The 25,302-nt window shown below is 60.4% G+C and carries 24 protein-coding genes; 12 read left to right on the top strand and 12 right to left on the bottom strand.

Going from position 1 to position 25,302, the window contains the following annotated elements; all coding sequences use genetic code 11:
• Window positions 1-50 precede the first annotated feature (50 nt).
• A complete protein-coding gene (locus tag AACX99_RS05115) occupies window positions 51-2,009 on the top strand; it encodes an HD domain-containing phosphohydrolase (RefSeq protein ID WP_339410006.1) in 1,959 nt (652 codons plus the stop codon).
• A gap of 101 nt (window positions 2,010-2,110) precedes the next feature.
• On the opposite strand, the gene AACX99_RS05110 is transcribed toward AACX99_RS05115, so the two are convergent.
• The 4 genes from AACX99_RS05110 to rapA form a co-directional block, all read right to left on the bottom strand.
• Window positions 2,111-2,998 (bottom strand): M48 family metalloprotease, encoded by an 888-nt coding sequence (locus AACX99_RS05110; RefSeq protein ID WP_339410005.1) that lies wholly within the window; start codon window positions 2,996-2,998, stop codon window positions 2,111-2,113.
• Between the two features lie 20 nt (window positions 2,999-3,018).
• Window positions 3,019-3,522 carry an SH3 domain-containing protein gene (locus tag AACX99_RS05105; RefSeq protein WP_339410004.1) on the bottom strand — a complete coding sequence of 168 codons (504 nt, stop codon included), beginning with the start codon at window positions 3,520-3,522 and terminating at the stop codon, window positions 3,019-3,021.
• A complete protein-coding gene (locus AACX99_RS05100) occupies window positions 3,515-5,362 on the bottom strand; it encodes an adenylate/guanylate cyclase domain-containing protein (protein ID WP_339410003.1) in 1,848 nt (615 codons plus the stop codon). The genes AACX99_RS05105 and AACX99_RS05100 overlap by 8 nt, the downstream gene beginning before the upstream one ends.
• Before the next feature lie 253 nt (window positions 5,363-5,615).
• Window positions 5,616-8,459, bottom strand: coding sequence for an RNA polymerase-associated protein RapA (gene rapA / locus AACX99_RS05095; protein ID WP_339410002.1), 2,844 nt, complete (start codon window positions 8,457-8,459; stop codon window positions 5,616-5,618).
• A 173-nt stretch (window positions 8,460-8,632) separates the two neighbouring features.
• On the opposite strand from rapA, the gene AACX99_RS05090 reads away from it, so the two are divergent.
• From AACX99_RS05090 to ccoM, 4 genes are all read left to right on the top strand, one after another.
• The gene (locus tag AACX99_RS05090) at window positions 8,633-8,932 is read left to right on the top strand and encodes an aspartate-semialdehyde dehydrogenase (RefSeq protein ID WP_339410001.1); all 300 of its coding nucleotides are present in this window, start codon (window positions 8,633-8,635) and stop codon (window positions 8,930-8,932) included.
• 11 nt (window positions 8,933-8,943) lie between these two features.
• Window positions 8,944-9,546, top strand: a complete 603-nt coding sequence (locus AACX99_RS05085) for an alpha-ketoglutarate-dependent dioxygenase AlkB family protein (protein ID WP_339410566.1) — start codon at window positions 8,944-8,946, stop codon at window positions 9,544-9,546.
• A complete protein-coding gene (locus AACX99_RS05080; RefSeq protein ID WP_090248299.1) occupies window positions 9,543-9,704 on the top strand; it encodes a hypothetical protein in 162 nt (53 codons plus the stop codon). Before AACX99_RS05085 ends, AACX99_RS05080 begins: the two co-directional genes overlap by 4 nt.
• A gap of 155 nt (window positions 9,705-9,859) precedes the next feature.
• Complete coding sequence (gene ccoM, locus AACX99_RS05075; protein ID WP_325175658.1) at window positions 9,860-9,976, top strand: cytochrome c oxidase subunit CcoM; 117 nt, start codon at window positions 9,860-9,862, stop codon at window positions 9,974-9,976.
• A gap of 199 nt (window positions 9,977-10,175) precedes the next feature.
• Here the strand turns inward: ccoM and glpD are convergent, their stop codons facing one another.
• Entirely contained in the window at window positions 10,176-11,717 is a 1,542-nt protein-coding gene (glpD, locus tag AACX99_RS05070) for a glycerol-3-phosphate dehydrogenase (RefSeq protein WP_339410000.1), read from the bottom strand.
• Window positions 11,718-11,881: 164 nt separating this feature from the next.
• Window positions 11,882-12,640, bottom strand: a complete 759-nt coding sequence (locus tag AACX99_RS05065) for a DeoR family transcriptional regulator (protein WP_339409999.1) — start codon at window positions 12,638-12,640, stop codon at window positions 11,882-11,884.
• A 97-nt stretch (window positions 12,641-12,737) separates the two neighbouring features.
• Here AACX99_RS05065 and ybaK point away from each other — a divergent pair, with 97 nt between their 5' ends.
• Together ybaK and glpK are read left to right on the top strand one after the other, a co-directional pair.
• Window positions 12,738-13,208: a Cys-tRNA(Pro) deacylase gene (gene ybaK / locus AACX99_RS05060; RefSeq protein ID WP_339409998.1), complete on the top strand. Its 471-nt coding sequence runs from the start codon at window positions 12,738-12,740 to the stop codon at window positions 13,206-13,208.
• A gap of 39 nt (window positions 13,209-13,247) precedes the next feature.
• Window positions 13,248-14,735: a glycerol kinase GlpK gene (glpK, locus tag AACX99_RS05055; protein ID WP_339409997.1), complete on the top strand. Its 1,488-nt coding sequence runs from the start codon at window positions 13,248-13,250 to the stop codon at window positions 14,733-14,735.
• A 96-nt stretch (window positions 14,736-14,831) separates the two neighbouring features.
• Here glpK and AACX99_RS05050 read toward each other — a convergent pair whose 3' ends face one another.
• Window positions 14,832-15,614 (bottom strand): type IV pili methyl-accepting chemotaxis transducer N-terminal domain-containing protein, encoded by a 783-nt coding sequence (locus AACX99_RS05050; protein WP_339409995.1) that lies wholly within the window; start codon window positions 15,612-15,614, stop codon window positions 14,832-14,834.
• A 65-nt stretch (window positions 15,615-15,679) separates the two neighbouring features.
• A complete protein-coding gene (locus AACX99_RS05045) occupies window positions 15,680-16,909 on the bottom strand; it encodes a hypothetical protein (protein ID WP_339409993.1) in 1,230 nt (409 codons plus the stop codon).
• Between the two features lie 340 nt (window positions 16,910-17,249).
• On the opposite strand from AACX99_RS05045, the gene AACX99_RS05040 reads away from it, so the two are divergent.
• Window positions 17,250-18,050 carry a PhzF family phenazine biosynthesis protein gene (locus AACX99_RS05040; protein WP_339409991.1) on the top strand — a complete coding sequence of 267 codons (801 nt, stop codon included), beginning with the start codon at window positions 17,250-17,252 and terminating at the stop codon, window positions 18,048-18,050.
• Window position 18,051: 1 nt separating this feature from the next.
• Here AACX99_RS05040 and AACX99_RS05035 read toward each other — a convergent pair whose 3' ends face one another.
• Together AACX99_RS05035 and argF are read right to left on the bottom strand one after the other, a co-directional pair.
• Window positions 18,052-19,158, bottom strand: coding sequence for an ABC transporter ATP-binding protein (locus tag AACX99_RS05035; RefSeq protein ID WP_339409989.1), 1,107 nt, complete (start codon window positions 19,156-19,158; stop codon window positions 18,052-18,054).
• On the bottom strand, window positions 19,155-20,075 hold the full coding sequence (gene argF, locus AACX99_RS05030; protein ID WP_339409988.1) for an ornithine carbamoyltransferase: 921 nt from the start codon (window positions 20,073-20,075) through the stop codon (window positions 19,155-19,157). The genes AACX99_RS05035 and argF overlap by 4 nt, the downstream gene beginning before the upstream one ends.
• Window positions 20,076-20,384: 309 nt before the next feature.
• On the opposite strand from argF, the gene AACX99_RS05025 reads away from it, so the two are divergent.
• Window positions 20,385-22,493, top strand: a complete 2,109-nt coding sequence (locus AACX99_RS05025) for a molybdopterin oxidoreductase family protein (RefSeq protein ID WP_339409987.1) — start codon at window positions 20,385-20,387, stop codon at window positions 22,491-22,493.
• 118 nt (window positions 22,494-22,611) lie between these two features.
• The gene (gene grxD, locus AACX99_RS05020) at window positions 22,612-22,938 is read left to right on the top strand and encodes a Grx4 family monothiol glutaredoxin (protein ID WP_339409986.1); all 327 of its coding nucleotides are present in this window, start codon (window positions 22,612-22,614) and stop codon (window positions 22,936-22,938) included.
• Between the two features lie 212 nt (window positions 22,939-23,150).
• Here the strand turns inward: grxD and bfr are convergent, their stop codons facing one another.
• Window positions 23,151-23,621: a bacterioferritin gene (gene bfr, locus AACX99_RS05015; protein WP_339409985.1), complete on the bottom strand. Its 471-nt coding sequence runs from the start codon at window positions 23,619-23,621 to the stop codon at window positions 23,151-23,153.
• A gap of 195 nt (window positions 23,622-23,816) precedes the next feature.
• A complete protein-coding gene (locus AACX99_RS05010) occupies window positions 23,817-24,035 on the bottom strand; it encodes a bacterioferritin-associated ferredoxin (protein ID WP_339409984.1) in 219 nt (72 codons plus the stop codon).
• A 393-nt stretch (window positions 24,036-24,428) separates the two neighbouring features.
• On the opposite strand from AACX99_RS05010, the gene flgB reads away from it, so the two are divergent.
• Window positions 24,429-24,836, top strand: coding sequence for a flagellar basal body rod protein FlgB (flgB, locus tag AACX99_RS05005; protein ID WP_339409982.1), 408 nt, complete (start codon window positions 24,429-24,431; stop codon window positions 24,834-24,836).
• Window positions 24,837-24,851: 15 nt separating this feature from the next.
• Window positions 24,852-25,295, top strand: coding sequence for a flagellar basal body rod protein FlgC (flgC, locus tag AACX99_RS05000; RefSeq protein ID WP_339409980.1), 444 nt, complete (start codon window positions 24,852-24,854; stop codon window positions 25,293-25,295).
• Window positions 25,296-25,302: the final 7 nt, after the last annotated feature.

The following is a 25,302-nucleotide window of genomic DNA, read 5'->3' as shown; positions in this document are numbered from 1 at the left end:
CAATACTCAGTCGCACTGCTGCCACGCAACTGCGACTGAGGACAACCACCATGGGCACTTCCCGCCTTGTGCTGGGCCACAGCAATGCGCTTGTCGAACACCCCCTCTACAACATTCTGACCCAGTGCCCGCTGGCCTTGCAGGCGATTGACGCGCCTGACGAGTTACCGGATGACCTGGCGCTGGTGCTGCTTGACGAGCGGCTGCTGGCGCTGCGGCCGTTGTCCGACTGGCTGGCTTGTGGCGCGATTCTGGTGGGTTGCATGGATCAGCCCGGTGTCTTGCCGTTGCCGCCGCATGCCAGTGTCGAGGAGCTGTCGGCGCTGCTGCGCTTTGCCGGTGAGCAGTACAGCCTGCGTCATCAAACCGAACAACTGGCCGCCGCCCTGGCCGGCAAACATGATGACCTGAGCAAGCTGGTGGACGTGGGCCTGGCGCTGTCGGCCGAACGTGATCTGGACCGTTTGCTGGAAAAGATCCTGATCGAAGGGCGGCGCTTGTCCAACAGCGATGCGGCCTCGCTGTTTTTGGTCAGCCGCCGTCCGGATGCGCCGGCGCAACTGATCTTCAAGCTGACGCAGAACGGTACGCTCAGTCAGAACAGCTTTCAGGACCAGCGCATGCCGTTGAGCAAGGCCTCGATTGCCGGCTACGTGGCGCTGACCAGTACCGAGCTGAATATCGAGGACGTGTATGCGATTGCCGCCGATGCGCCGTATCGTTTCAACCGTTCCTTCGACCTGCAGATGGGCTATCGCACCATGTCGATTCTGGCGATTCCGATGCGCAATCATCGCCATGAAGTGGTCGGCGTGCTGGAGTTTATCAACCGCCAGCGTAAGGGCCGCGGCCAGCTTGAACCGGAGCTGATTGCCTTCGACGAAGAAACCGCTGTATCACTGCGTGCGCTGGCCAGCCAGGCGGCGGTGGCCATTGAGAATCGCCAGTTGCTGGATGACATCAGTAGGCTGTTCGACGGCTTCGTTCAGGCCTCGGTGTTTGCCATTGAACAACGCGATCCCACCACCAGTGGCCACTCTTTCCGCGTGGCCGAGCTGTGCCTGACCCTGGCCAACCAGTTGCCCCATGCTCCGGAAGCCCGGTTGCGCGAGCAGGCGCTGAGCGTCGATGGCTTACGCGAGCTACGTTACGCGGCCTTGTTGCATGACTTTGGCAAGGTGGGCGTGCGCGAGCACGTGTTGGTCAAAGCCAAGAAACTGCCTGAACCAGTGTTGGAAAACCTGCGTTATCGCGTCGCCTTGGCTCAAGAAAATCTGCACAACCAGACCCTGCGCAAGATGCTGCATGCCTACCGCCATCAGGGCGGTTTGAGCGATGAGCGGCGCCTGCAATTGGAGGCCGAGCTGGCCTATGAGTGCGAGCGCCTGGAGCGCTACCTGAGCAACATCATCCAGGCCAACGAGCCGAGCATGCTCAGTGAGGGCGATTTCCAGCATCTGCAGGAAGTGCAGGGCGAGTTGGTCAAGGCCCCCGGCAATTGCTTGGTCAGCCTGCTTAGCGAGAGTGAGTTCAGCGCGCTGGCCGTGCGCAAGGGCAGCCTGACCACGGCCGAGCGTGAAGAGATTGAGCGGCATGTGGTGCACACCCAGCAGTTCCTCAGCCTGATTCCCTGGACCCCAGACCTGCAAGGCGTGCCGCATATCGCAGGCGCACACCACGAAAAACTCGATGGCAGCGGTTACCCGAAAGGCTTGATTGGCGATGCAATTCCCTGCGCTTCACGAATCATGACGATCTGCGATATCTACGATGCCCTGACCGCAGCTGATCGCCCCTACAAACCGGCAATGCCGCTGGAACGGGCGCTGGATATTCTCAAGAGTGAGGCGCAGAGCGGTTTGCTCGATGCCGAGCTGGTGCAGCTGTTTATCGCCAGCCGTTGCTTCCAGGTGACGGGCGCGCCGGGCTCGCACACCACCTCACCGTTTAGCCATCACGTGTGTGATTACGAGCCGTCGTGCACCCTTGAGCATCCCCACACCCACTGAGAACCTGCTTTGGATCTGCTGCGCGTCGGCGATAGTGCGTTAAAAACAGGCTCGCTCTAGCTCGCGATATCAAAAGCAGGTTATGAAGTGGCTTTTTACCTCTAACGTTTGCTTCTAAGCGCCTGCTGATAGCGGGCATCCAGGCTTTGAGTCTGGCCGCTGGCGTTCTTATCGATATACAGATAGACCGGTTGCAAGCGTTGCAGGCGATCGTCGATACCTGGGTGCACCTTGAGGAAGCTGGTGAGCGCTGCATCGTTCTGCCGGGTGGTGCCGAGGGTCTGTAGCACGCCGGCCAGGCCGTAGGCGTCATAGCCGGCGCGGGTGGCGATTACCGCGCCCATGGCGTCGGCTTCGTATTCATCCCCACGGTCCAGGCCACGGCTGTAGAGGTCGCTGACGCTGCGGCTAAAACGGTCGGTCAGCTCGCCGGCCTGGCTACCGCCTTTGTTGGCGGCACCGGCTTGCACCGCGAGGGTGGCAAGGTCGGTCAGCAGGCCGGTTTGCGCCTGTTGTTGAATGGCTTTGAGGTGATGCTGCTGCACCACATGGGCCACTTCATGGGCCAATACCCCTGCAAGCTCGGCCTCGCTGTTCATTCGCGTCAGCATGCCGCTGGTGATGAACACGTAACCGCCGGGTGCGGCGTAGGCGGCCACCTGCGGGCTGTCGAGTACGACGAAACGCCAGGGTAGATCGGGGCGTTCGCTGTGTTGGGCGACCCACAGCCCGACGCGATTGACATAGGCCTGCAGCGGCGGGTTGTTCAGCACAGCTGCCTTGCTCAGCAGAATGGTGGCGGTGTTCTGCCCAATTACCCGCTCTTCATCGACGCTTTTCTCGCCCATGTTGGTCAGGTGCTGGCCGGCGCTGGCCAGTTTGCCCAGATCGACGCCCTGGATCTGCATGCCTTCCAAGCCCTGGCAGGCGCTGAGGCTAACGATCAGGCCGAGCAGGCTGGCGCATTTGAGTAATACGGCTGTTTGCATGTCACTCTCCTTGCGGCGTGTTAGCGGGCGTAGGGCAGGTTCTGGCTGCGCAGACCGCCTTGTTGAGCGAAGCTGCGCGCCTCGCCCGGGCTGGCGGCGAAGGCATCCAGGCTTTGCACGCTGGCCGAAGTGTTGGCACTGCCGCTGCGCAATTCTTCGTCACTGATGCCACGAATACCGGTGGCTACGCCGCTGGCGGGAGAGGCTTGATTGCCGAGTTTGAGTAGGCTGCCCAGGTCATTGTTGCGGCTGGCTTGCGTGTCCTTGGCAAAGCGCAGACTGAGCAGTGGCAACCAACCGCGCTGGCCGCTGGATGTTTGCACTTGGTACCAACCGCCCTGGCGCTCCAGCACCCCGACCTGCGTCTGTTTGCCGACCTGACCCACATTGGCAGCCGAGGCGTTGGGCTCGGCGCGCAGGGCGCTGTCTTGCAGGGTATGCGCCAGGCGTACCTCGGCCAGCGCAGAAAAGCCGTAGAAGCTGAATACCAGCGCCGCAAGGGCACTGCAGAGGCCTTTATTCATCATGTCTCCTTCGCGGCTCAAAGAGCATTACGGCTTCGGCGCGACCTTTTACCTGGTGTTCGCCCTGAGGCACGAAGTCCAGATCGAGGGTACAGGCCTCACGGGTGGTGGCAGAAATTAGCAGATGGGCGCGGCCCTTGGTCAGCCCTTCGATGCGGCTGGCCAGGTTCACCGTGTCGCCTATTGCAGTGTAGTCATAGCGCTGTTTTGCGCCGACCAGGCCGACGACCGCTGGTCCTGTGTGCAGGCCGATGCCTATGTCGAAGTCCGGGCAGTTGTAGTCGCGGCGAAAGGCGTCGAGATTCTCCAGCATTTCCATGGCGGCGAGTATGGCTTGGTCGGCCTGCTGCGGGTTGTCCAGTGGCGCGCCCCAGAAGGCCATGATGGCGTCGCCGATAAACTTGTCGAGGGTCGCCTGGTGCTTGAACAGCACCTCCACCTGACTGCTGAAATAGCCTTCGAGCAGGTGCACGATTTCTGTTGGCGTGTGCTGCTCGGAGAGGGTGGTAAAGCTGCGGATATCCGAGAACAACACCGTCAGCTGACATTCCTTACTCGCGAGCAAGGCTTCCGGGTCATCGCGTGATACCAGCTGGTTGACTACCTCGGGGTCCATAAAGCGGCTGAACAGGCGAATGGTGTCCTGCAATTGCTGGCGCCTGCGCAGGTAGAACAGCGCGAGCGCGATAGCTAGGAGCAGCCACAGGCAGATCAGCCCCGGCAGCACGCCGAGCAGCAGGCCCTGTAAGGCCAGCCAATAGCTGCCGGCAAACAGCGCCAGGCTGCCGAGCAGGCACAGGGCAAAGGCTGCTGGTAACTGCTCACGTAGCAGCAGAAGGCTCAGGCCGAGCAATAGCAGCAGTGGGCCGAGCAACTCCAGCCAACTCTCTGCTTCGTGCAACTGGTTGTTGTTGAGCAGGTTATCGATGGCGGTCATCAGGATAAACGGTGCGGGATACAGGGTATCCAGCGGTGTCGGGCGCAGGTCGTGCAGGCCAGCGGCGGTGGTGCCGATAACGATGATGCGGTCTTTGAATAGTTCGGCTGCCAGCGGCTCACCCTGATTGCGCGCTGCTGCCAGTACGGCGGCGTAGGGCAGGCGGGGGTAGGGCAGGCGGCTGGTGCCGGGCCAGTCCAGCAGCAGGTTCTGTTGCTGCGGCACGTTGCCGGTCAGGTCATGCACGATGCGCGCAGGCAGGCTGGGCAGGCGCCAGTCGGCAAAGCTGCGGTACAGCTCATAGCGCCGGCCGATACCGTCACTGTCGGGGCGAAAGTTGATGCTGCCCAGGCGCCAGAGTTCGTTGGGGAAGGCGTTGGGCAGCAGGAGTAGGCCGCGTTGATCCTCCGCACCGCGTTGCCCGGGCGCTTGCCAGGTGCTTGCGGGATAGTCGCGCAGCAGTGGCGGCTGGCTGCCTTTTTCTGTTTGCTGAACCAGGGCGGCGAGGTAGGTGTTGGCGCTGCGTTGCAGCACTTCGGCAAAGTAGCTGTCGGCGTCCGGGTTGAACTGATCGGGTTCGCTGAACAGGATGTCGAAAGCCACAGCCTTGGGCTGTTGGCTGAGCAGGTATTCCAGCAGCTCGCCATGCAGCGAGCGTGGCCACGGCCATTTACCGGCTTCACCGGCCAGCACTTGCAGGCTCAGGTCATCGATATCAATCAGTAATAGACGTGGGTCAGGCGTCTGTTCCGCTGCGCGTTGGCGGATCAGCCAGTCGAGGTGAGCGTTATTGAGCCCGTTTAGCGCGGGCCACAGATGCAGCAAAGGAAGCAGGAGCAGCGCAAGCAGGCAGAGCCCGCCGAGACTGTGGCGAAACCGGCGCGAGGTGGCGCGTGCAGGCACGGGGAGCTCCTGTGGGCTGGAGTGACAGAAGTATTGCTTCTGACTCTAGCAGTCCGTTGAAACTACCTGCGTTGCCGATACTGCGTTGAAAACAGGCTCGGTAAGCCTCTTGTGGCTAACGCGCTTTAGCGCGGCCCGAAGGGCGAGTGAAAAGAGTAATGCTCATTTACAGCAGTAAACTCTGCTTCCTCGCCTGTTTTCGCCTTGTCTCGGCGGCCTCGCCTACGTTTCAACGGTCAGTAGCCAATGCTGCTTAACCCGCAACCAGTACGCGAATGGCCTCCAGACGCAACGCCGCCTTGTCGAGCATGGCCAGGCCTTGTTCGCGCTGCTGGCGCAGGGCCTTGAGTTCGCTGTCACGCACACTTGGGTTGACCGCTTGCAGGGCGATCAGGCGGGCCAGTTCTTCGTCGGTTTCGGCAGCCAGACGCCGCTTGGCCTCGTCGACGCGCGCCGTGTGGCGTTCGGCGACCTTGCCTTCGCCGGCGTTGATCAGCGGGTTGAGGCTGTCACGCTGGGCCTGGACGAACTTGTTGGCGCTGGCGCGCGGCACGGTTTCCAACTGCTCGTTGAGCTTCTCGAACGAGACCTTGGCCGCCAGGTCGTTGCCGTTGGCATCCAGCAGGCAGCGCAGGGCGATAGGCGGCAGGTAGCGGCCCAGCTGCAACGCGCGTGGTGCCACCACTTCGCTGACATACAGCAGTTCCAGCAACACGGTGCCAGGTTTCAGCGCTTTATTCTTGATCAGCGCAACGCCGGTGTTGCCCATCGAGCCGGAGCGCACCAAGTCCATGCCGCCTTGCACCATGGGGTGTTCCCAGGTGAGAAATTGCATGTCCTCGCGCACCAGTGCGAGGTCGCGGTCGTAGGTGATGGTCACGCCTTCGTCGTCACCCAGCGGGAAGCTGGCATCCAGCATCTTTTCGCTGGGGCGCAGGATCAGCGCGTTATCGGAATGGTCTTCGCTGTCGATGCCGAAGGCGTCGAACAACTGCTCCATATAGATTGGCAGGGCAAACTGGTCGTCCTGCTCAAGAATCGCCTCGACCAGTGCTTCGCCTTCACCGGCACCGCCGGAATTAAGCTCCAGCAAGCGGTCGCGGCCGGCGTGCAGCTCGCCTTCCAGGCGTAGGCGCTCGGTCTTGGCTTCGTCGACCAGAGATTGCCATTCATCGTCGTCGCCACTTTCCAGCAGCGGTAGCAGGCGGCTGCCAAACTGGTGCTGCAGGGCGTTGCCGGTTGGGCAGGTGGCAAGGAAGGCATTCAGCGCCTGGTGATACCACTGGAACAGGCGTTCCTGCGGGCTGTTTTCCAGGTACGGCACGTGCAGCTGGATGCGGTGCTTCTGACCGATCCGGTCGAGGCGGCCGATGCGCTGCTCAAGCAGGTCCGGGTGGGCCGGCAGGTCGAACAGCACCAGATGGTGGGCGAACTGGAAGTTGCGACCTTCCGAGCCGATTTCCGAGCAGATCAGCACCTGGGCACCGAACTCTTCGTCGGCGAAATAGGCGGCTGCGCGGTCGCGCTCAAGGATGCTCATGCCTTCATGGAACACCGTGGCCGGGATGCCTTTACGCACACGCAGGGCGTCTTCCAGGTCCATGGCGGTTTCGGCGTGGGCGCAGATCACCAGCACCTTGAACTTCTTGAGCATCTTCAGGGTGTCGATCAGCCACTCGACGCGCGGGTCGAATTTCCACCAGCGCTGTTCTTCATCGACATCCGGCTGCGCCTGGTAGCTGACTTCCGGGTACAGGTCAGCGTGCTCGCCAATCGGCAGCTCCATATATTCATCGGGGCTGGCCAGCGGGTAGGGGTGCAGCTCGCGATCCGGGAAACCCTGCACGGCGGCGCGGGTGTTACGGAATAGCAGGCGGCCAGTACCGTGACGATCCAGCAGCTCACGCACCAGACGCGCCGAAGCTTCGCCGTCGCCGCTGTTGACGGCGCTTAGCAGCTCTTCACCGCCAGCGCCGAGGAAGTCGTGAATGGTTTTGTGCGCAGCATCGGACAGGCGGCCTTTATCCAGCAGCTCCTGTACGGCCTCGGCAATCGGCTTGTAGTGCTCGCTTTCGGCGCGGAAGGCGGCCAGGTCATGAAAGCGGTTCGGGTCGAGCAGGCGCAGGCGGGCGAAGTGGCTGTCCTGGCCAAGCTGTTCCGGGGTGGCGGTGAGAAGCAGCACACCGGGAATCACTTCGGCCAGTTGTTCAACCAGCGCGTACTCGCGGCTGGCGTGCTCCGGATGCCAGACCAGGTGATGCGCTTCGTCGACCACCAGCAAATCCCAGCCAGCAGCAAACAACGCGTCTTGGGCTTTCTCGTCGTCGCACAGCCATTCCAGTGCAACCAGCGCCAGCTGGCAGTCTTCAAACGGGTTGCTGGCGTCGCTTTCGATAAAGCGCTCTTCGTCGAACAGCGCGACATCCAGGTTGAAGCGCCGGCGCATTTCTACCAGCCACTGGTGCTGAAGGTTCTCTGGTACCAGGATCAGCACACGATTGGCGCGCCCGGAGAGCAGTTGGCGATGGATCACCAGGCCGGCTTCGATGGTTTTCCCCAAGCCTACTTCGTCGGCCAGCAATACGCGCGGGGCGATGCGGTCGGCGACTTCGCGAGCGATATGCAGCTGGTGCGCAATAGGCTGCGCACGCACGCCGCCCAGGCCCCAGAGGTTGGACTGCAACTGGCGGCTGGTGTAGTCGAGAGTGTGGTAGCGCAGGGCGAACCAGGGCAGTGGGTCGATCTGCCCAGCAAACAGGCGGTCACTGGCCAGGCGGAACTGGATAAAGTTCGACAGCTGGGTTTCCGGCAGGGTGACGCTTTCATGCTGGGCATTGAGGCCGTGATAGACCAGCAGCCCGTCGACGTCGTCGACTTCCTGCACGGTCAGCTTCCAGCCCTCGAAATGGGTGATTTCATCGCCCGGGGAGAAGCGTACGCGGGTCAACGGCGCATTGCGCAGGGCGTACTGGCGGGTTTCGCCGGTGGCCGGGTAGAGCACGGTGAGCATGCGGCCGTCCTGCATCAGAACGGTTCCCAGCCCCAGCTCCGCTTCGCTGTCACTGATCCAGCGTTGCCCCGGTTCATACTGCGCCATGCTTGTCTCCCGCGTGAAAAAGCCGACTATGTTAACGGAACCCTGCGCTCAGGCCCAAGGCGCATTGCTGCGCATCGGGCACTTTGTGTGGTTAGGTAGCTCGAAAGTGTAGCGAGACGGGGCTCAAGTCGTGGCTTGGCTGGCCGACAGTCTGACCAAAGGAGGGCTAATAGATGCTGCCGCCGATTCCTCACAGCCTGGTTCCGGTGACCGTTCAGCAGGACGTGGTCAAGCCGCGTCCGGAGATCCCGCCAGTTACCGCCACGGCCGAAAGCGCCAAGGAAAGTGGCGTCAGCCTGGATAAGCGCCACCCGCAGGAAGCCGAGGCCCTGCTGCGCGAGGAGCAACGTCGGCGGCAACGTCGCCATGGCTACAGCCCAGAAGAGCTGGCCGAAGGCGAAGTGGCCGAGGCTGATGAGGCCGTGATCAGTGAGCTGCCGCGCCAGGGGCTGTGGGTGGATGTGGAAGTTTGAGTGATTTATCCATGGATCTATTTGCCGACAGCCCATTGCAGCTGCCCAACGCTGACTTGCAGCTGCATGCGCAGTGGCTGGATTTAGCGACCGCCGACCACTGGCTAGCCGAGTTGAGCGCGCAAACGCCCTGGCAGCAGCCGCAGGTGCAGATCTACGGGCGGCAGTTGCCTGTGCCGCGTCTAGTGGCTTGGTATGGCGATGCCGAGGCCAGTTACCGCTACTCTGGGCAAACTCATCAGCCGCTGCCCTGGACGCCACTGCTGGCCCTGATTCGTGCGCAGGTGGAGCAGGCGGTGGGGCAGCCGCTGAATGGCGCGTTGCTCAACTACTACCGGGATGGCCAGGATTCCATGGGCTGGCACAGCGACGATGAAGCCGAGTTGGGCCCCGATCCGCTGGTTGCCTCGCTGAACCTGGGAGGCACTCGCCGCTTCGATCTGCGCCGTAAAGGGCAGAGCCGTATTGAGCACTCGTTGCCGCTGCAACATGGTTCGCTGCTGGTCATGCGCGGGCCAACCCAGCATTATTGGCAGCATCAAGTGGCGAAGACGCGCAGCGCCTGTGCGCCACGTTTGAACCTGACCTTTCGTTTGATCAAGCCGAGACCATGAGCAAAGACGACAAGCTGATTGATTTCGCCGCCGAGCGCGACAAGCGCATCCATGACCTGCGCGACAAGAAACTCAATGAAATGCGTGATGCCTTCGAGCAGGCCCTGCCGCTGCCTAAGGGCAAGAAAAAACCCAAGGGCAAACCCAAAAAGCCTTGAAGCCGCTCTGCTATAGGCTGATTTATTGATCTGGATCAGCTAAGGACAGCTTCATCCTACCAGCGCCCGCCGCTTGTTGATCTGGATCAATAGCGCCTCTGCAGCCCCTGTTAATTTGAAGCCATACCCACACAGGCTTCACGCAGGAGGCAACCATGTTTATCGATGTCGTAGTTCTCGCCGGTATCGGCACCGTCGGTCTGATGGTCGCCTTCTTCGCCGGTGTCGGTTATTTCATCTGGCAGGATTCGCACAAGCGCAAGCAGAGCTGATTCTGCTGGAAGGATCGATTCAAGGCCCGTGCAGCAGGCTTTGAATCGGTTCGAAGGGGCACGCAAGGCAATTTGGGCGACTTCGGTCGCCCTTTTTTATGCCTGCCATCCATAGCGGCTACCCTGCGGGCCGTCGCTGCGCGACGCTAATAATGATTCCTGATCATTTTTATGGCTGCGATTTATATGGTGTTGACGCTCATGCCGCGTGCGCATCTTCCGGGCTACGCGGTGATTGGATGCGCAGGTAGCTGTCGAGTTTGGCCTGCTGCGTCGGGGTGGTGAACAGGCCGAGTTTGCTGCGGCGCCAGAGAATATCGTCCGCCTGCATGGCCCATTCTTCCTGGCACAGGTAGTCGACTTCACGGGTGTATAGGCCGCCGCCCAGGTGTTCGCCAAGGTCGCTGAGGTTGCTGACACCTTTGAGCATCACCCAGCTGCGGCTGCCGTAGGTGCTGGCCCAGCGCCGCGCCAGTGAGGTGGGCAGCCAGCCAAAGCGGGCGCACAGCGCCTCCACCAGCGTGCTTTGGCTGTCCAGCTGCTCCGCGCCGGGTAGCAGGCTGCTGGCGGTCCAGCTGGGGCCCATCTTGGGAAAGAAGGGCCCCAGTTGCGCCAACGCGGATTCGGCGAGCTTGCGGTAGGTCGTGAGCTTGCCGCCGAACACTGAGAGCAGCGGCGCTTCGCCAGGGTGACCAGACATTGACAGGGTGTAGTCGCGGGTGACCGCCGATGGGTCGTCCGACTCGTCATCGCACAGCGGCCGCACACCCGCGTAGGTGTGAAGGATATCGCTGCGCTGAATCTGCTTCTTGAAGTGGGCGTTGACCACATTCAGCAGGTAGTCGGTTTCTTCCTCACTGATCGCCACCTTGGCTGGGTCGCCTTGGTATTCACGGTCCGTGGTGCCGATCAGGGTGAAGCGCTCTTGGTAGGGTATGGCGAAGACGATGCGGCGGTCTTCGTTTTGCAGGATGTAGGCCTGCTCGCCGTCGAACAGGCGCGGCACAACGATATGGCTGCCCTGGATCAAGCGGATGCCGTACGGCGATTGCTGCTTCAGGTCTTCGCGAATAAAGCGCGCCACCCAAGGGCCGGCGGCGTTGACCAGGGCGCGGGCGCGAATCGAGAACAGGCTGCCGTCACTGCGCTCCAGATGGATATGCCACAGGCCCTTGCTGCGTCGTGCACTGACGCAGCGGGTGCGGCTGTGCACGTGTGCGCCTTGTTCGCGGGCAGCCATGGCATTGAGTACCACCAGGCGGGCGTCATCGACCCAGCAATCGGAGTATTCGAAACCGCGGCTGATCTCCGCTTGCAGCGGGCTTCCGGCGCCGAAACGCAGGCCGCGTGAACCGGCCAGCTTCTCGCGCTTGCCCAGGTGGTCATAGAGAAACAGTCCGGCGCGGATCATCCAGGCCGGCCGCAGGTGCGGGCGGTGCGGCAGGATAAAACGCATGGGCTTGACGATATGTGGGGCCTTGTTCAGCAGCACTTCGCGCTCGGCCAGCGCCTCTCGCACCAGGCGAAACTCATAGTGCTCCAGGTAGCGCAGGCCGCCGTGGATCAGCTTGCTGCTGGCCGATGAGGTGTGCTGCGCCAGGTCGTCCTTTTCGCAAAGGAATACGGACAGGCCGCGCCCTGCCGCATCGGCGGCAATCCCGACACCATTGATGCCGCCGCCGATCACGGCAAGGTCATAGACTTCAGCGAGTGGGGTGTTGCTGGCGGGATGAGTAGACATGGCGGCACCGAAAGTCAGTATTGAACTTAAAATGTTCACTTTCGAAAATATGCTAGTCGAATATGCACGACTTCGCCACCCCGAAGTGCGCTTTCGCGCCCGGCGGTTGTCAGGTGTCGGCTGAGGAGTGGGGCTAAGCGGTTGCCTGGCCTGCGCTGGCGGGTTTACACCAGGTCGAGATGCACTTTGTGCTCTGCGAGCAGGCGGTTGATCGCAGTGGACGGCGCAGCATCGGTAAATACCCGATCGACCAGGGTGACCGAGCCCAGGCGCACCACAGCGTTGCGGCCGAACTTGCTGGAGTCGACGGCCAGAAATACCTGGCGCGCATTGTTAATAATCGCCTGGGAGACCCGTACTTCCTGGTAGTCGAAGTCGAGCAGGCTGCCGTCTTCATCGATGCCGCTGATGCCGACCAGGGCGAAATCGACCTTGAACTGCTGGATAAAATCCACCGCCGCCTGGCCGACGATACCGCCGTCGCTGCGCACCGTGCCGCCGGCCAGTAGCACCTCGAAGTCCGCTTTGGCACTGAGCTGGGCGGCCACGTGTAGGTTGTTGGTGATGATCTTCAGACCCTTGTGGCCGAGCAGCTCACGGGCAATGGCTTCGGTGGTGGTGCCGATGTTGATGAAGAGCGAGGCGTGGTTGGGGATTTGCGCGGCGATGGCGGCGGCGATGCGCTGCTTTTCATCGCGCATCTGCCCGGCGCGCATGCTGTAGGCGGTGTTCTGCGTACTGGAACTTTCACTCGCTGCGCCGCCGTGGGTGCGACGCAGCAGGCCCTGCTCGGCGAGCTGGTTGATGTCGCGGCGAATGGTCTGCGGGGTAACGGCAAATGCCTGGGCCAACTCGTCGATGCTGACATAGCCGCGCTCGCGGGCAAGTTCGAGAATATCGTGTTGGCGGGGCGGCAGGGTCATGGTGAGTCCTTTAAAGTGCGCGACATTATAGGCTGTCGTCGCAGCCAAATTGAGGCTAAGGTACGCCAACTTTGTCAGATTGTTTTCACATTCGAACATGACGCCTGCCATTGATCTGCTGAAAAAAGCCGAAGCTGCGCACCAAGTGCACAGTTATCACCACGATCCGAAGGCGGCTTCCTATGGTCTGGAAGCTGCGGAAAAGCTCAATCTTGAACCTGCTCAGGTGTTCAAGACTCTGTTGGCTGCCAGTGAAAAGGGCGAGTTGCTGGTAGCGGTAGTGCCTGTAGCCGGTACGCTGGATCTGAAAGCCCTGGCTCACGCCGCCGGGGTGAAAAAAGCCGATATGGCCGACCCCGCCTCAGCGCAACGGGCTACCGGTTACCTGCTTGGTGGCATCAGCCCGCTGGGGCAGAAGAAGCGTTTGCGCACTTTTATCGATGAGTCTGCGCAGCAGTTTGCCAGTGTCTACGTCAGCGCCGGGCGGCGCGGGCTGGAAGTGCAGCTGGAAGCCGCTGTGCTGGCGCAGCTAACGCAGGCGCTGTTTGCGCCCATCGGACGCGGCTAGTCGTTCAATTTTTCAACTTATAAAAACAAGGAAATCTGCATGTCTCATTACCTGCTTGCCATCGACCAAGGCACTACCAGCAGCCGGGCGATTGTCTTCAGTGCTCAGGGCTTGCCCATCGCTCGCGCGCAGCAGGAGTTCAAGCAGTATTTCCCTCAGGACGGATGGGTTGAGCATGATGGCGAAGAGCTGTGGCTGAGCACCCTGAAGGTCTGCCGCGAAGCTCTCAAACAGAGCGGCTTGAATGCCAGTGATGTGGCCGCTATCGGTATTACCAATCAGCGTGAAACCACTCTGGTTTGGGATGCGCAGACCGGTGCGCCGATTCACCCGGCGATTGTCTGGCAGGACCGCCGCACCGCCGATTACTGCGCCGAGTTGAAAGAAGCCGGGCATGAGGCTGCCGTGGCGGCCAAGACTGGGCTGTTGATCGATCCGTATTTCTCGGCAACCAAACTGCGCTGGATTTTGCAAAAGGTGCCTGGCGCCCGCGAGCGCGCCGAACGCGGCGAGCTACGGTTTGGCACCGTGGACTCCTTCCTGCTGTGGCGTTTGACCGGTGGCAAGTCACACAAGACCGATGCCAGCAACGCCTCGCGCACCCTGCTGTTCAACATCCACACCCAGCAGTGGGATGAGGAGTTGCTCAAACTGTTCGAGATTCCCGCCAGCCTGTTGCCCGAGGTGCTCGATTGCGCCGCTGATTTCGGCATCACCGAAGCCAATCTGCTCGGTGCGCTCATTCCTGTGTTCGGTATGGCTGGTGATCAGCAGGCCGCGCTGATCGGCCAGGCCTGCTTTGAACCGGGCATGGTCAAAAGCACCTACGGCACGGGCTGCTTCATGATCCAGAACACCGGTAGTACGCCGGTCACCTCGAAAAACCGCTTGCTGACCACCGTCGGCTATCGTCTTAACGGCAAGGTCACTTATGCGGTTGAGGGCAGCATCTTTGTTGCCGGCGCCGCTGTGCAGTGGCTGCGCGATGGCATCAAGCTGATCAACCATGCCCGCGATACCGAGGCCATGGCCGAGCAGACCGGTGATGCCTGTGGCGTGTATCTGGTGCCGGCGTTTACCGGGCTGGGGGCGCCGTACTGGGACCCGAAAGCCCGGGGTGCAATTTTTGGTCTGACCCGCGACACCGGGATCAAGGAAATCGTCACCGCCGGGCTGCAGTCGGTGTGTTACCAGACCCGTGACCTGCTCGAAGCCATGCGCCAGGATGGCGCGGCCGAGCCAAGTGCGTTGCGGGTCGATGGCGGCATGGTGGAAAACAACTGGGTTATGCAATTTCTTGCCGACATCCTCGGGGTGCCGGTGGAACGTCCGGAGGTCACCGAAACCACAGCCCTCGGTGTGGCTTATCTGGCTGGATTGCATGCCGGTATTTACAAGGATCTGGCAAGCATCGCTCGGCATTGGCACCGTCAGCAGCGCTTCGATCCACGGATGGCGGGTAACCACCGCAGCAAACTCTATGACGGTTGGCTGGATGCGGTGAAACGGGTGCGCAGCGAGGGCTGAGGTTAACGCGCTCTAGGTGCACGTTTGCTGGCGGTGCTTGTCGTTTCAAGCGCTCGCCCGCATTGCCGGACCACCGCAAGCGGGCTCCTGCAGGGCTCATGAGCCCGCCAGCATTACCCCTTCATACTGACTGGTCAGCTCGTTCATCTGCCACAGCAGGGTCTCGGTCGTGGTGGCGATTACTGTCGGCACGTAGCGTGAATCGCTAGCCAGATTGAATCCTGCGCGGGTAAAGCGCCATTGCGCTTCGGCCTGGGTCAGGCCCTTGCTGATTTGGGCGGTGTTCTGGCTGGCCTGCTGCAGCTCTTGCAGGGTCACTTCAAATTCGCCGACGGCTTGCTCGAAGCTCTGCTGCAGGCCCTCGACCGGTAAACGCCAGCTGATGGCCAGGTACAGTTTGGCGATACGTTGGCTGAGCATGCGTTGGCGACCGCTGCGGTTGACCAGCATCGCGTTGCCGCCACCGCTGTGGCGTTCAAGTAGTTGCACCACCTGCTCGCTGTGGCTCAGCAACTGGTCACTGAGTTCCAGTACCAGTAGTGCTTGTTGCTTATCGGGACGCGACAACGCCAGTTCGCGGTAACGCTGCCAGGTTGCGCCGGCCGTTAGCAGGGCGCTGCGGATTTCTGCGGTGGGGGCGTATTCGCTCAGGGCCAGGTAGTTGCTTTCGAATTTGGCAATGCTTTGGTCGAGTTGTTGTTCGGCTTGCTCAGGGCGAATCCCGGCCCCCAGCATCAGGTAGCTTTTGGCAATACGCTGGCTGAGCATGCGCTGCATGCCCGACAGGTTCATCGCTTCGGCCGCGTTAATGGTGGCCCAGGCTGTTGGGCTGAGCAGGCTGCAGAGCAGGATCAGGGGAACGATAAGACGACTATTCATAGGGCTCTCCACAAACGCGCGGCGCCAGCGCCGCGCGTCCATTAGTAGATCGGGGGGCGGGGCTGTCAGTAGCTGTATTGCAGCTGTACCCAGAGCTTGTCGGTGTCGACAGAGAAGTCGTCGGCATCGTAGCTGGCGTATTTGACCAGCCCAACCAGGCCCTTCACGCCTGGAATCGGGTGGGCGTAGGAAACATTGATTTCCTCACCGTACTGGCTGCTGCCTTCCTCGGCACGAAAGTCGTGGTACCAGGCCTGCAGGGTGCCACCCAGTAACGGTGCGGTCAGGCCTACATAAGCATCCTCGACACCGGCGGCCGGTGTCAGCAGGAAGATATCGGCCCAGCCCTGGAACGCGTGCTTGGTCGCCAGTGGCGTCTGGAACGCTCGGTTGCCAAGGCCAGAATCACCGCCGAGTACTTCGTAGCCGGCCTTCAGTGCCACGCCCTTGAGGCTGTAACCAAGTTCGGCCAGGTAATAATCGCTGTCGAGATCCAGCGGGTTGTCCGCGTATTCGCTTTGCTGCGCATATTCCAGCACGTAGCTAACGCCAGCGATGGCACCATTGAGACGCAGGCCAGTGGTTTTGCTCGACTGGCTGCCGGCGGCCAGATTGTCCAGACCGAGGCGATACTGGTAGGCGGTGGCGGTCAGCTCTGGCATCAGCACGTATTGGGTATTGAGCAGGTGGCTGTGGCCTTCGATATTGGCCGGGTTGGCGGCGGTATCGAAGCGATTGTCGCCGGGGCCGAAGATGCTGTTGATGTTGTCGATATAGGCATAGGTCAGCGTCAGTCCGTCCAGGGGCTTGAGCTGGCCGAGCACGCCGTCGTAGGTCTGCTCGTTCTGCCGCCAAGCTACGCCGCCAACGAAGCGCTGGTTGTCCAGGTTGATGCGCTGGCGACCGAGTACTGCACTGCCGTAGTGATGGTCATAGCGCAGCAGGGCCTGGTTGACCTCACTGCCGTCCGGGTCGGCGACCACTGAGTAGTCACCCTGACCATTGCGTGTGCTGTTGTAGCTGGCATCGCCGATGCGACTGACATTATCGGCTTCGATCAGCGCCGAGAGGCCGTACCACTTACCGCTCTGAAAACCGATACGGGTGCGCAGGGTCTGGGCGTTGGCGTTGTTCAAGGCGTTGTCCTGGTCGACGTGTTCAAAGCGATAGCGAGCATCGACAATCGGCTTGCCCTGGGTGAACAGGTTGCTGAATGCCTCATCGGCGATAACGGCGTGGCTGAGGGTGGCGCTGGCAATGGCCAGTGACAGCAGGGACGGTTTAATCATGCGCATAGCGGTCTTCCTGTAAGCCAAAAACGCAAAAAAAAACGCCACAGTGCCCATGTCTCGAAAGGAGAGGGTGCTGTGACGTCGTTGTCGGTTGAGTGGCAGACACGCCGTTGTGCTGACCGGGATGGCTCATAGCAGGCGGCGTGCCAGAATTTATAAGCTGCTGATTTGTTAAGAATTAGTGGGTTTTTAAGAACCTTTTGCGATTAGTCGGTGCACCGTCGCAGCCCGGTACGCATTCAGACAGTGCAGCTGTACCGGCGCAATTGTCGGCCGCTGTAGTGGGCGTACGTTGGCGTGCTGCGGCATGCTTTGCTCAATCACAGATAAGGAAAGTCGCCCCATGCAACTTGAATTTCATCAGGTAGATGCTTTTGCCACGCAGCCATTTACCGGTAATCCAGCGATGGTGTATTGCCTGGATAGCTGGCTTGACGATGCGCTGATGCAACAGATTGCCGCCGAGCACAACCTGGCGGAAACCGCTTTTTTGGTACGGGACGGCGCAAGCTGGCATATCCGCTGGTTTACCCCGGCGGCGGAGGTGCCGCTGTGCGGGCATGCCACCTTGGCCAGTGCCCATGTGCTGTTCGAGGTTTATGACGAGCCGGGTGAGGTGATTGATTTCACCTCCTTGTCTGGCGCGCTACGGGTCAGCCGTGCAGGTGGCCAGTTGGTGCTGGATTTTCCTGTGCGCCAGGCGCAGTCGTGCGACTTACAGGCAGAGGTTGAACTGGCTTTGGGTCTGCCGGTAGACAGCGTGTTGGCGTTGTATGAAGGGCAGGGGATTCAGGAGCTGCTGGCCATTTTGCCGAACGAGGCTGCGGTGCGGGCTTATAGGCCTGATCTGGCAGCCGTGGCCAAGTTGCCAGGGCTGGGCTTGCTGATCAGCGCACCTGGTGTTCAGCATGACTTCGTCTCGCGTTACTTTGCCCCCTCCATCGGCATCAATGAAGACCCGGTGACGGGTTCGACCCATTGCATCCTTACGCCTTACTGGGCGCAGCGCTTGGACAAGTCCCGGCTGAGTGCTTTCCAGTGTTCGGCGCGCGGCGGCGAGTTGCACTGCGAGCTGATTGGTCAGCGGGTGAAGATTGCCGGCCAGGCGCTGTTGATTGCCAGTGGCCGGCTATTGTTGGCGTGAGTTAACTGTCGCTGCTGTAGCGGCGTACTCCCGACTCCCCCAGATTGACCTGCGCGGCGATGCTGCCCGGCGCGGGGAATACCACCAGATGGTCGGCGGCAACGCGAATACCGACTTGCTGACCGGGCAGGTGGTCAGCATGGCTGGGGAAGATTGATTCCAGCTGGCTGCCGGTTGGTAACTGCAGGCGGTAGAGGGTGGCGGCACCGAGGAAGGTCTTGCCGACGATCAGCGCCTTTTGTGTGCTGTCCGGGTCATAGACGATATCGTCCGGGCGCAGCAGCACGTCCACCGCGCTGCCGGTTGGCCAGGTGTAGGCGCGGTTGCCACGAATCAGGCCCAGTTCGGTCTGCACGGAGTCCGGGCTGAGCAGCTGGCCGCGAATAAAGTAGCCCTGGCCGATAAAGCTCGCGACAAACGGCGTTAGCGGTTCGTGGTAAAGGTTGAACGGGGTGTCCCACTGCTCCAGTTTGCCTTCCTTGAACACGCCGACGTGATCGCTGACGGCGAAGGCTTCTTCCTGGTCATGGGTCACCAAAATCGCGCTGGTGCCGCGTGCCTTGAGGATATCGCGCACCTCATGGCTCAAGCGCCGGCGCAGCTCGCCATCGAGGTTTGAAAACGGCTCGTCGAGCAGCAGCAGTTGCGGTTCCGGGGCCAGTGCGCGGGCCAGGGCCACGCGTTGCTGTTGGCCGCCGGACAGCTCGTGCGGGTAGCGCTTGCCGAGGTGGCCGAGTTTGACCAGCTCCATTAGCTCCTGGGTAATCCGTTCGCAGTTGGCTTGTTTGCGGATGCCGAAGCCGATGTTCTCGGCCACGCTCAGGTGCGGAAACAGTGCGTAATCCTGGAACACCATGCCGATCCGGCGCTTCTCTGGGGCCAGGGTAAAGCCGGCCTTGGAGATAACCTGATCGGCCAGCTGAATCTCGCCTTCCAGCACTGGCTCGAAGCCGGCAATCGCGCGCAGAGTTGTGGTCTTGCCGCAGCCAGAAGGGCCGAGCAGGCAGCCGATATCGCCGGCATTGAGGTGCAGGTTGAGGTTCTGCACCACCTTGTGTCCGGGGTAGCCGCAGCTCAGCTCACGCAGGTTCAGCAGGGTTTGGTTCATGCGTGGTGGTACGCCGGCTCAACCAAAAATTCGAGCAGCGCCTTCTGCGCATGCAGGCGGTTTTCCGCTTGATCCCAGGCTGCCGAGCGTGGGTCGTCGAGCAGGTCCTCACTGATTTCCTCGCCGCGGTGGGCCGGTAGGCAGTGCAGGAACAGCACGTCTTCTGCCGCGGCATCGAGCAACGCTCGGTTGACCTGGTAGGGTTGGAACAGCTTGAGGCGTTCGGCTGCTTCGTCTTCCTGACCCATGGAGGCCCACACATCAGTGCTTACCAGGTGGGCGCCAGCAGCGGCGGCGCGCGGGTCGCGGAGGATCTGTACCCGTTCGCCAGCAGCCGCGAGGAACTTGGCGTTCGGCTCGTAGCCCTCGGGGCAAGCTACACGCAGCTGGAAGTCGAACTGCATGGCCGCTTCTATATAGGAGTTGCACATGTTGTTGCCGTCGCCGATCCAGGCCACGGTCTTGCCCTTGATGCTGCCGCGCAGCTCCTGATAGGTCTGCATATCGGCGAGCAATTGGCAGGGATGCAGGTCATCGGACAGGCCGTTGATCACGGGCACGCGCGAGTTGGCGGCAAATTCGGTCAGGGTGCTGTGGGCGAAGGTGCGGATCATTACCGCATCGAGCATACGCGACATAACGATTGCAGCGTCGCCAATCGGCTCGCCACGGCCCAGCTGGGTATCACGCGGCGAGAGGAAGATGGCCTGGCCGCCGAGTTGAATCATCCCGGCTTCGAACGACAGGCGGGTGCGGGTCGAGGCCTTCTCGAAGATCATGCCCAGCACGCGATTCTTAAGCGGCTCGAACAGTACGCCGCGGTTGCGCAAGTCCTTCAGCTCCATGCCGCGGCGGATCAGGCTCACCAGTTCGTCCGGTGTGCAATCCATCAGCGAGAGAAAGTGTCTTGCGCTCATCGTTAACTACCTTTTGACAGCAGGGCGCAGGTTCAATGGCCTAGTTAAATAGAAGAAACGGCAGAACCTACGGCTGGGGGGCCGCACTATGCGACGAAACGGGGAAGTCGCGATCTTATAAGCAAACGCCGATCAGGCGCAAACTGCCTGCCGTACCTGGATGCGCCGAGCGGGGGACAATATCCCTATATCCGCTGACCTGATGCCGCGCAATTCACGTAGCGAACCCTGCTGGTGCAGTCTCCGAACAGCCGCCATAGTCATGCTTTACGGTGCTTGGAGCATCGAATCAAAACAAGAGGCCCGGCCATGACCAAGACCCTCCATCACCGTGCATGCCATCTTTGCGAAGCCATCTGTGGCCTGAGCATTGAAACCGAAGTGCAAGACGACGGTTCCACGCAGATCCGCTCGATCAAGGGCGATGCCCAGGACAGCTTCAGCCGCGGCCATATCTGCCCCAAGGCCGTTGCCTTGCAGGATATCCAGAACGACCCAGACCGCCTGCGCCAGCCCATGCGCCGCGTCGGCAATGAGTGGCAGGCCATCGGCTGGGATGAAGCCTTCGAACTGGTGGCCGAGCGTCTGAGCGTGATCCAGACGCAGCATGGGCAGAACGCCGTGGCGGTCTATCAGGGTAACCCGAGCGTGCATAACTACGGCCTGATGACCCACAGCAACTACTTCCTCGGCCAGCTGAAAACCCGTAACCGTTATTCCGCGACCTCGGTCGATCAGCTGCCGCATCACCTGACCAGCTACCTGATGTACGGCCATGGCCTACTGATCCCGATTCCGGATATCGACCACACGGACTTTATGCTGATCCTTGGCGGCAACCCGCTGGCTTCCAACGGCAGCATCATGACCGTGCCGGACGTGGAAAAGCGGCTGAAGGCCATCCAGAAACGCGGCGGCAAACTGGTGGTGGTCGACCCACGCCGTAGCGAGACTGCGGCGATTGCTGACCAGCATGTATTCGTCCGCCCTGGTCAGGATGCTGCGCTGCTGTTCGGCCTGCTCAACACCTTGTTTGAAGAAAACCTTGGCCGTGCCAGTCACCTGGCGGTCGAAGGACTGGATGAAGTGCGTCAGGCGATTGCCGGTTTTACTGCCGAAACCATGAGCGCCCGCTGTGGCGTACCGGCGCAAACGATTCGCCAGTTGGCGCGGGACTTTGCCGTTGCCGAATCGGCGGTGTGCTATGGCCGCATGGGTGTGTCGACCCAGGCCTTCGGCACGCTGTGTCAGTGGCTGGTGCAGCTGATCAACCTGGTAACCGGCAACCTCGATCGCGTCGGTGGTGTGCTCTGCACCGAGCCAGCCGTGGATCTGGTGGCCTCGACTTCCGGTGGGCATTTCAATCGCTGGCAGAGTCGCGTATCCGGCTTGCCGGAGTACGGCGGCGAATTGCCGGTGTCGGCCCTGGCCGAGGAAATGCTCAGCGAGGGTGAAGGGCAGGTGCGTGCGCTGGTTACGGTCGCTGGCAATCCGGTGCTGTCCACGCCCAATGGTCGGCAGCTGGAGCAGGCGCTGGATGGCCTGGAGTTTATGCTCAGCATCGACTTCTACATCAATGAAACCACCCGCTATGCCGATCTGATCCTGCCGCCGACCGGGCCGCTGGAGCACGACCATTACGACACCACCTTCAATATGTTCGCGGTGCGCAATGTCACCCGCTTCAATGAGGCAGTGCTGGCCAAACCGGCGGGCGCGCTGCATGACTGGGAAATCTTTGTCGGCCTGGCCAAGGCCTTTGCAAACAAGACCGGCGTAGAACTCAAGCCGACCATGGCACCTGAGCAGATGATCGATATGGGTCTGCGCATTGGTACTTACGGCGACAAGTCGGAACATAAGCTGTCTTTGGCTGCGCTGCGCGAGCATCCGCATGGACTCGACCTGGGCGCGCTCAAGCCCAACTTGGTCGGGCGCCTGAAAACTGCCAACAAGCAGATTCAGGCTGCGCCGGCGGTGATCATGGCCGATCTGCAGCGCTTTGCCTCGCAGCCTACCGCCAAGGCTGATGAGTTGCTGCTGATTGGCCGGCGCCACGTGCGCAGCAATAACTCCTGGATGCACAACTATCACCGCCTGGTTAAGGGCAAGCCGCGGCATCAGCTGTTGATGCATCCGGCGGATCTAAACCAGCGCGGACTCACTGATGGCCAGTTGGTGCGTGTGCGTTCGCGGGTCGGAGTCATCGAGGTAGAGGTGGCCGCCAGTGAAGACATGATGGCTGGCGTGGTTAGCCTGCCGCATGGCTGGGGTCATGCGCGGCCTGGCGTGAAAATGAGCATCGCCAGCGAGCAGCCAGGCGCCAGTGCCAATGATCTGACCGATGAGCGTCAGCTCGACAGTCTGTCGGGCAATGCGGCGCTCAATGGGGTGCCTGTTGAGGTCGAGGCTGCTTAACAGAGCCGCGCAACCGACGGAAGCGGCAGGGAAGGCCGAGCATTACGCTCGGCTTTTCGCTACAATGCCGCCACCGTGCCGACCCGTGAGTCGGGTAAGTTAAGTCCTGAGGTGCCCAATGGATATCATCGAAACCATCAAAGAGCAGATCGCCGCCAACACGGTTCTGCTGTACATGAAAGGCTCGCCGAACGCTCCGCAGTGCGGCTTTTCCTCCAAAGCTTCACAGGTAGTGATGGCCTGTGGCGAGAAATTCGCCTATGTCGACATCCTGCAAAACCCAGAAATTCGCGCCAACCTGCCTAAATACGCCAACTGGCCAACCTTCCCGCAATTGTGGGTAGGTGGTGAACTGGTCGGCGGCAGCGACATCCTGGTCGAGATGTTCGAGAAGGGTGAACTGCAGAGTCTGATCAAGGGCGCTGTGCAGAAAGCCGACGCTTAATTCGGCTGCACATAAACAACAAACCCCGCCAAGTGCGGGGTTTGTTGTTTATGGAGCGGCGTTATGCGCGGCAGAACCTGTTGGCGATCTTGCGAGCTAGAGTCCTGCAAGGCAAAAACAGGCGAGGAAGCGGAGTGTACTTTTGTACATGAGCATTCCGAGTCTGTTTTTAACGACGCAGGGCCGACGCGTAGCTGATCGTAAGCAGGTTCTTATTCGTCCATCTGCGACTGCAGATAGTTCTGCAGGCCCACGGCCTGGATAAGGCTGAGCTGGGTTTCCAGCCAGTCGATGTGGTCTTCTTCGGAGCAGAGGATTTCTTCCAGTAGTTCGCGGCTGGCGTAGTCGCCGATGCTTTCGCAGTAGGCAATCGCCGCTTTCAGGTCGATATGTGCCTTGTGTTCGATCTTCAGGTCGCACTCAAGCATTTCCTGGGTGTTTTCCCCTATCAGGATTTTGCCGAGATCTTGCAGGTTGGGCAGACCCTCAAGGAAGAGGATGCGCTTGATCAGCTTATCCGCATGCTTCATCTCGTCGATCGACTCGTGGTACTCGTGCTCGCCCAGCTTCTTCAGGCCCCAGTCTTCATACATGCGGGCGTGTAGGAAGTACTGGTTGATCGCGACCAGCTCGTTACCGAGGATCTTGTTCAGATGCTGGATGACCTTCTTGTCGCCTTTCATATCTGCGTCTGCCTTGCAGGGGAGTTAGCGTTAAATTTTGAGCCGATGGTTTTCAGCTGTCAAACCTAAGTATTTGAATTTAAAGTTAAAATTAATATGAATACGAATGCTTAAGTTCTGCACTTTGGCGCTAAGGTATTGAATTTCAGGCATAAAAAAACCGGACATCAGGTCCGGTTTTCTCTATCGCTAAATTCAGGCTGCAACAAAACTTGCTGGATAGGCCATGACGGCCTGGCTGCTCTGCACTTCATTCAGGGTGTCACGTACCACTTGCTTGGCCAGGCATGCACATTTGCCGCATTGACTGGCAACGCCGAGGGTGGCGCGCACATCACGATAGCTGCAGCAGCCTTCATATATGGCTTCGCGGATCTGACCGTCAGTAACACCTTCGCAGAGACACACGTACATGATTAAGGCTCGTGGCAGGGCAGTGGCTAATGCGAAGGATACTAATGCTAATGAGAATGCTTGTCAAAACTGTGTGCTACTGATTAAGAATTGCCTGACGGGCGGTGCTGGCGTGTATTTGATGACGACACGCGCGGCGATTGCCTGTGCTGAGCAGTCGTTGCAATGCAGTTTTTGCTGAATCTTGCGGCAGGGTTGCCGGGCGAGTGGCAATAGGCAGAAACCGCTTGCCGCTTGCTTGCCTACAGGCGGAAAACGCTTGCCGCTTTGCCGCCTTAATTGATGTTTTTTAAATCTAATTCATTGATAAATAAGCAAAAAATAATATGGCACAGGCATTGCTTATGGTCTTGTACGGAAAACAGTAACGGCAACCGACAAAGGTTTCTGACCATGAGCATCAGTTTTGAACGGGCACTCGGCATACATGAACAGGCATTGGGCTTTCGCGCTCAGCGCGCCGAGGTGCTGGCCAATAACATCGCCAACGCCGACACGCCGCACTACAAGGCGCGTGATCTGCAGTTCGCCAGCGTGCTGGCTGAGCAGAGTGCCAAGGCTCAGCGTGGCCCGGTCAGCCTGAACCGTACTGATAGCCAGCATATACCTGCTGATGGCGTGATTGTCGGTGATGCCAGCCTGGCGTATCGCAACCCGTTCCATCCATCGATTGATCAGAACACCGTTGACCTGCAGATCGAGCAGTCCAATTACGCGGAAAACTCGGTGCAGTTCCAAGCCAGCTTTACCCTGCTCAACAGCAAATTCAAAGGGCTGGTCAGCGCCCTGCGCGGCGATTAATAGGAGCCTGATGCCATGTCACTAGCCAGTGTTTTCAACATTGCCGGAACCGGTATGAGCGCCCAGAGCACTCGACTCAACACCATTTCCAGCAACATCGCCAACGCCGAGACCGTCTCTTCGAGCATTGACCAGACCTACCGCGCGCGTCATCCGGTATTCGCCACCATGTTCCAGTCGGCGCAGAACGGTGATCGCGGTTCGCTGTTCGCCGAACAGGATGAGGCGGGTGTCGGCGTGCAGGTGCTGGGTGTGGTCGAAGATCAGAGCAGTCTGATGCCGCGTTATGAACCGAACCATCCAGCGGCCGATGCCGGCGGCTATGTGTATTACCCCAACGTCAACGTGGTGGAGGAGATGGCCGACATGATTTCCGCCAGCCGGGCCTTCCAGACCAACGTTGAAATGATGAACACCGCCAAGCAAATGCTGCAGCGCGTATTGACCCTGGGTCAGTAAGCCGTCG

The organism is Pseudomonas sp. EA_35y_Pfl2_R5, assembly GCF_963970805.1.
Taxonomy (GTDB): Bacteria; Pseudomonadota; Gammaproteobacteria; order Pseudomonadales; family Pseudomonadaceae; genus Aquipseudomonas.
This window is presented reverse-complemented; position numbering and strand designations above follow the sequence as displayed.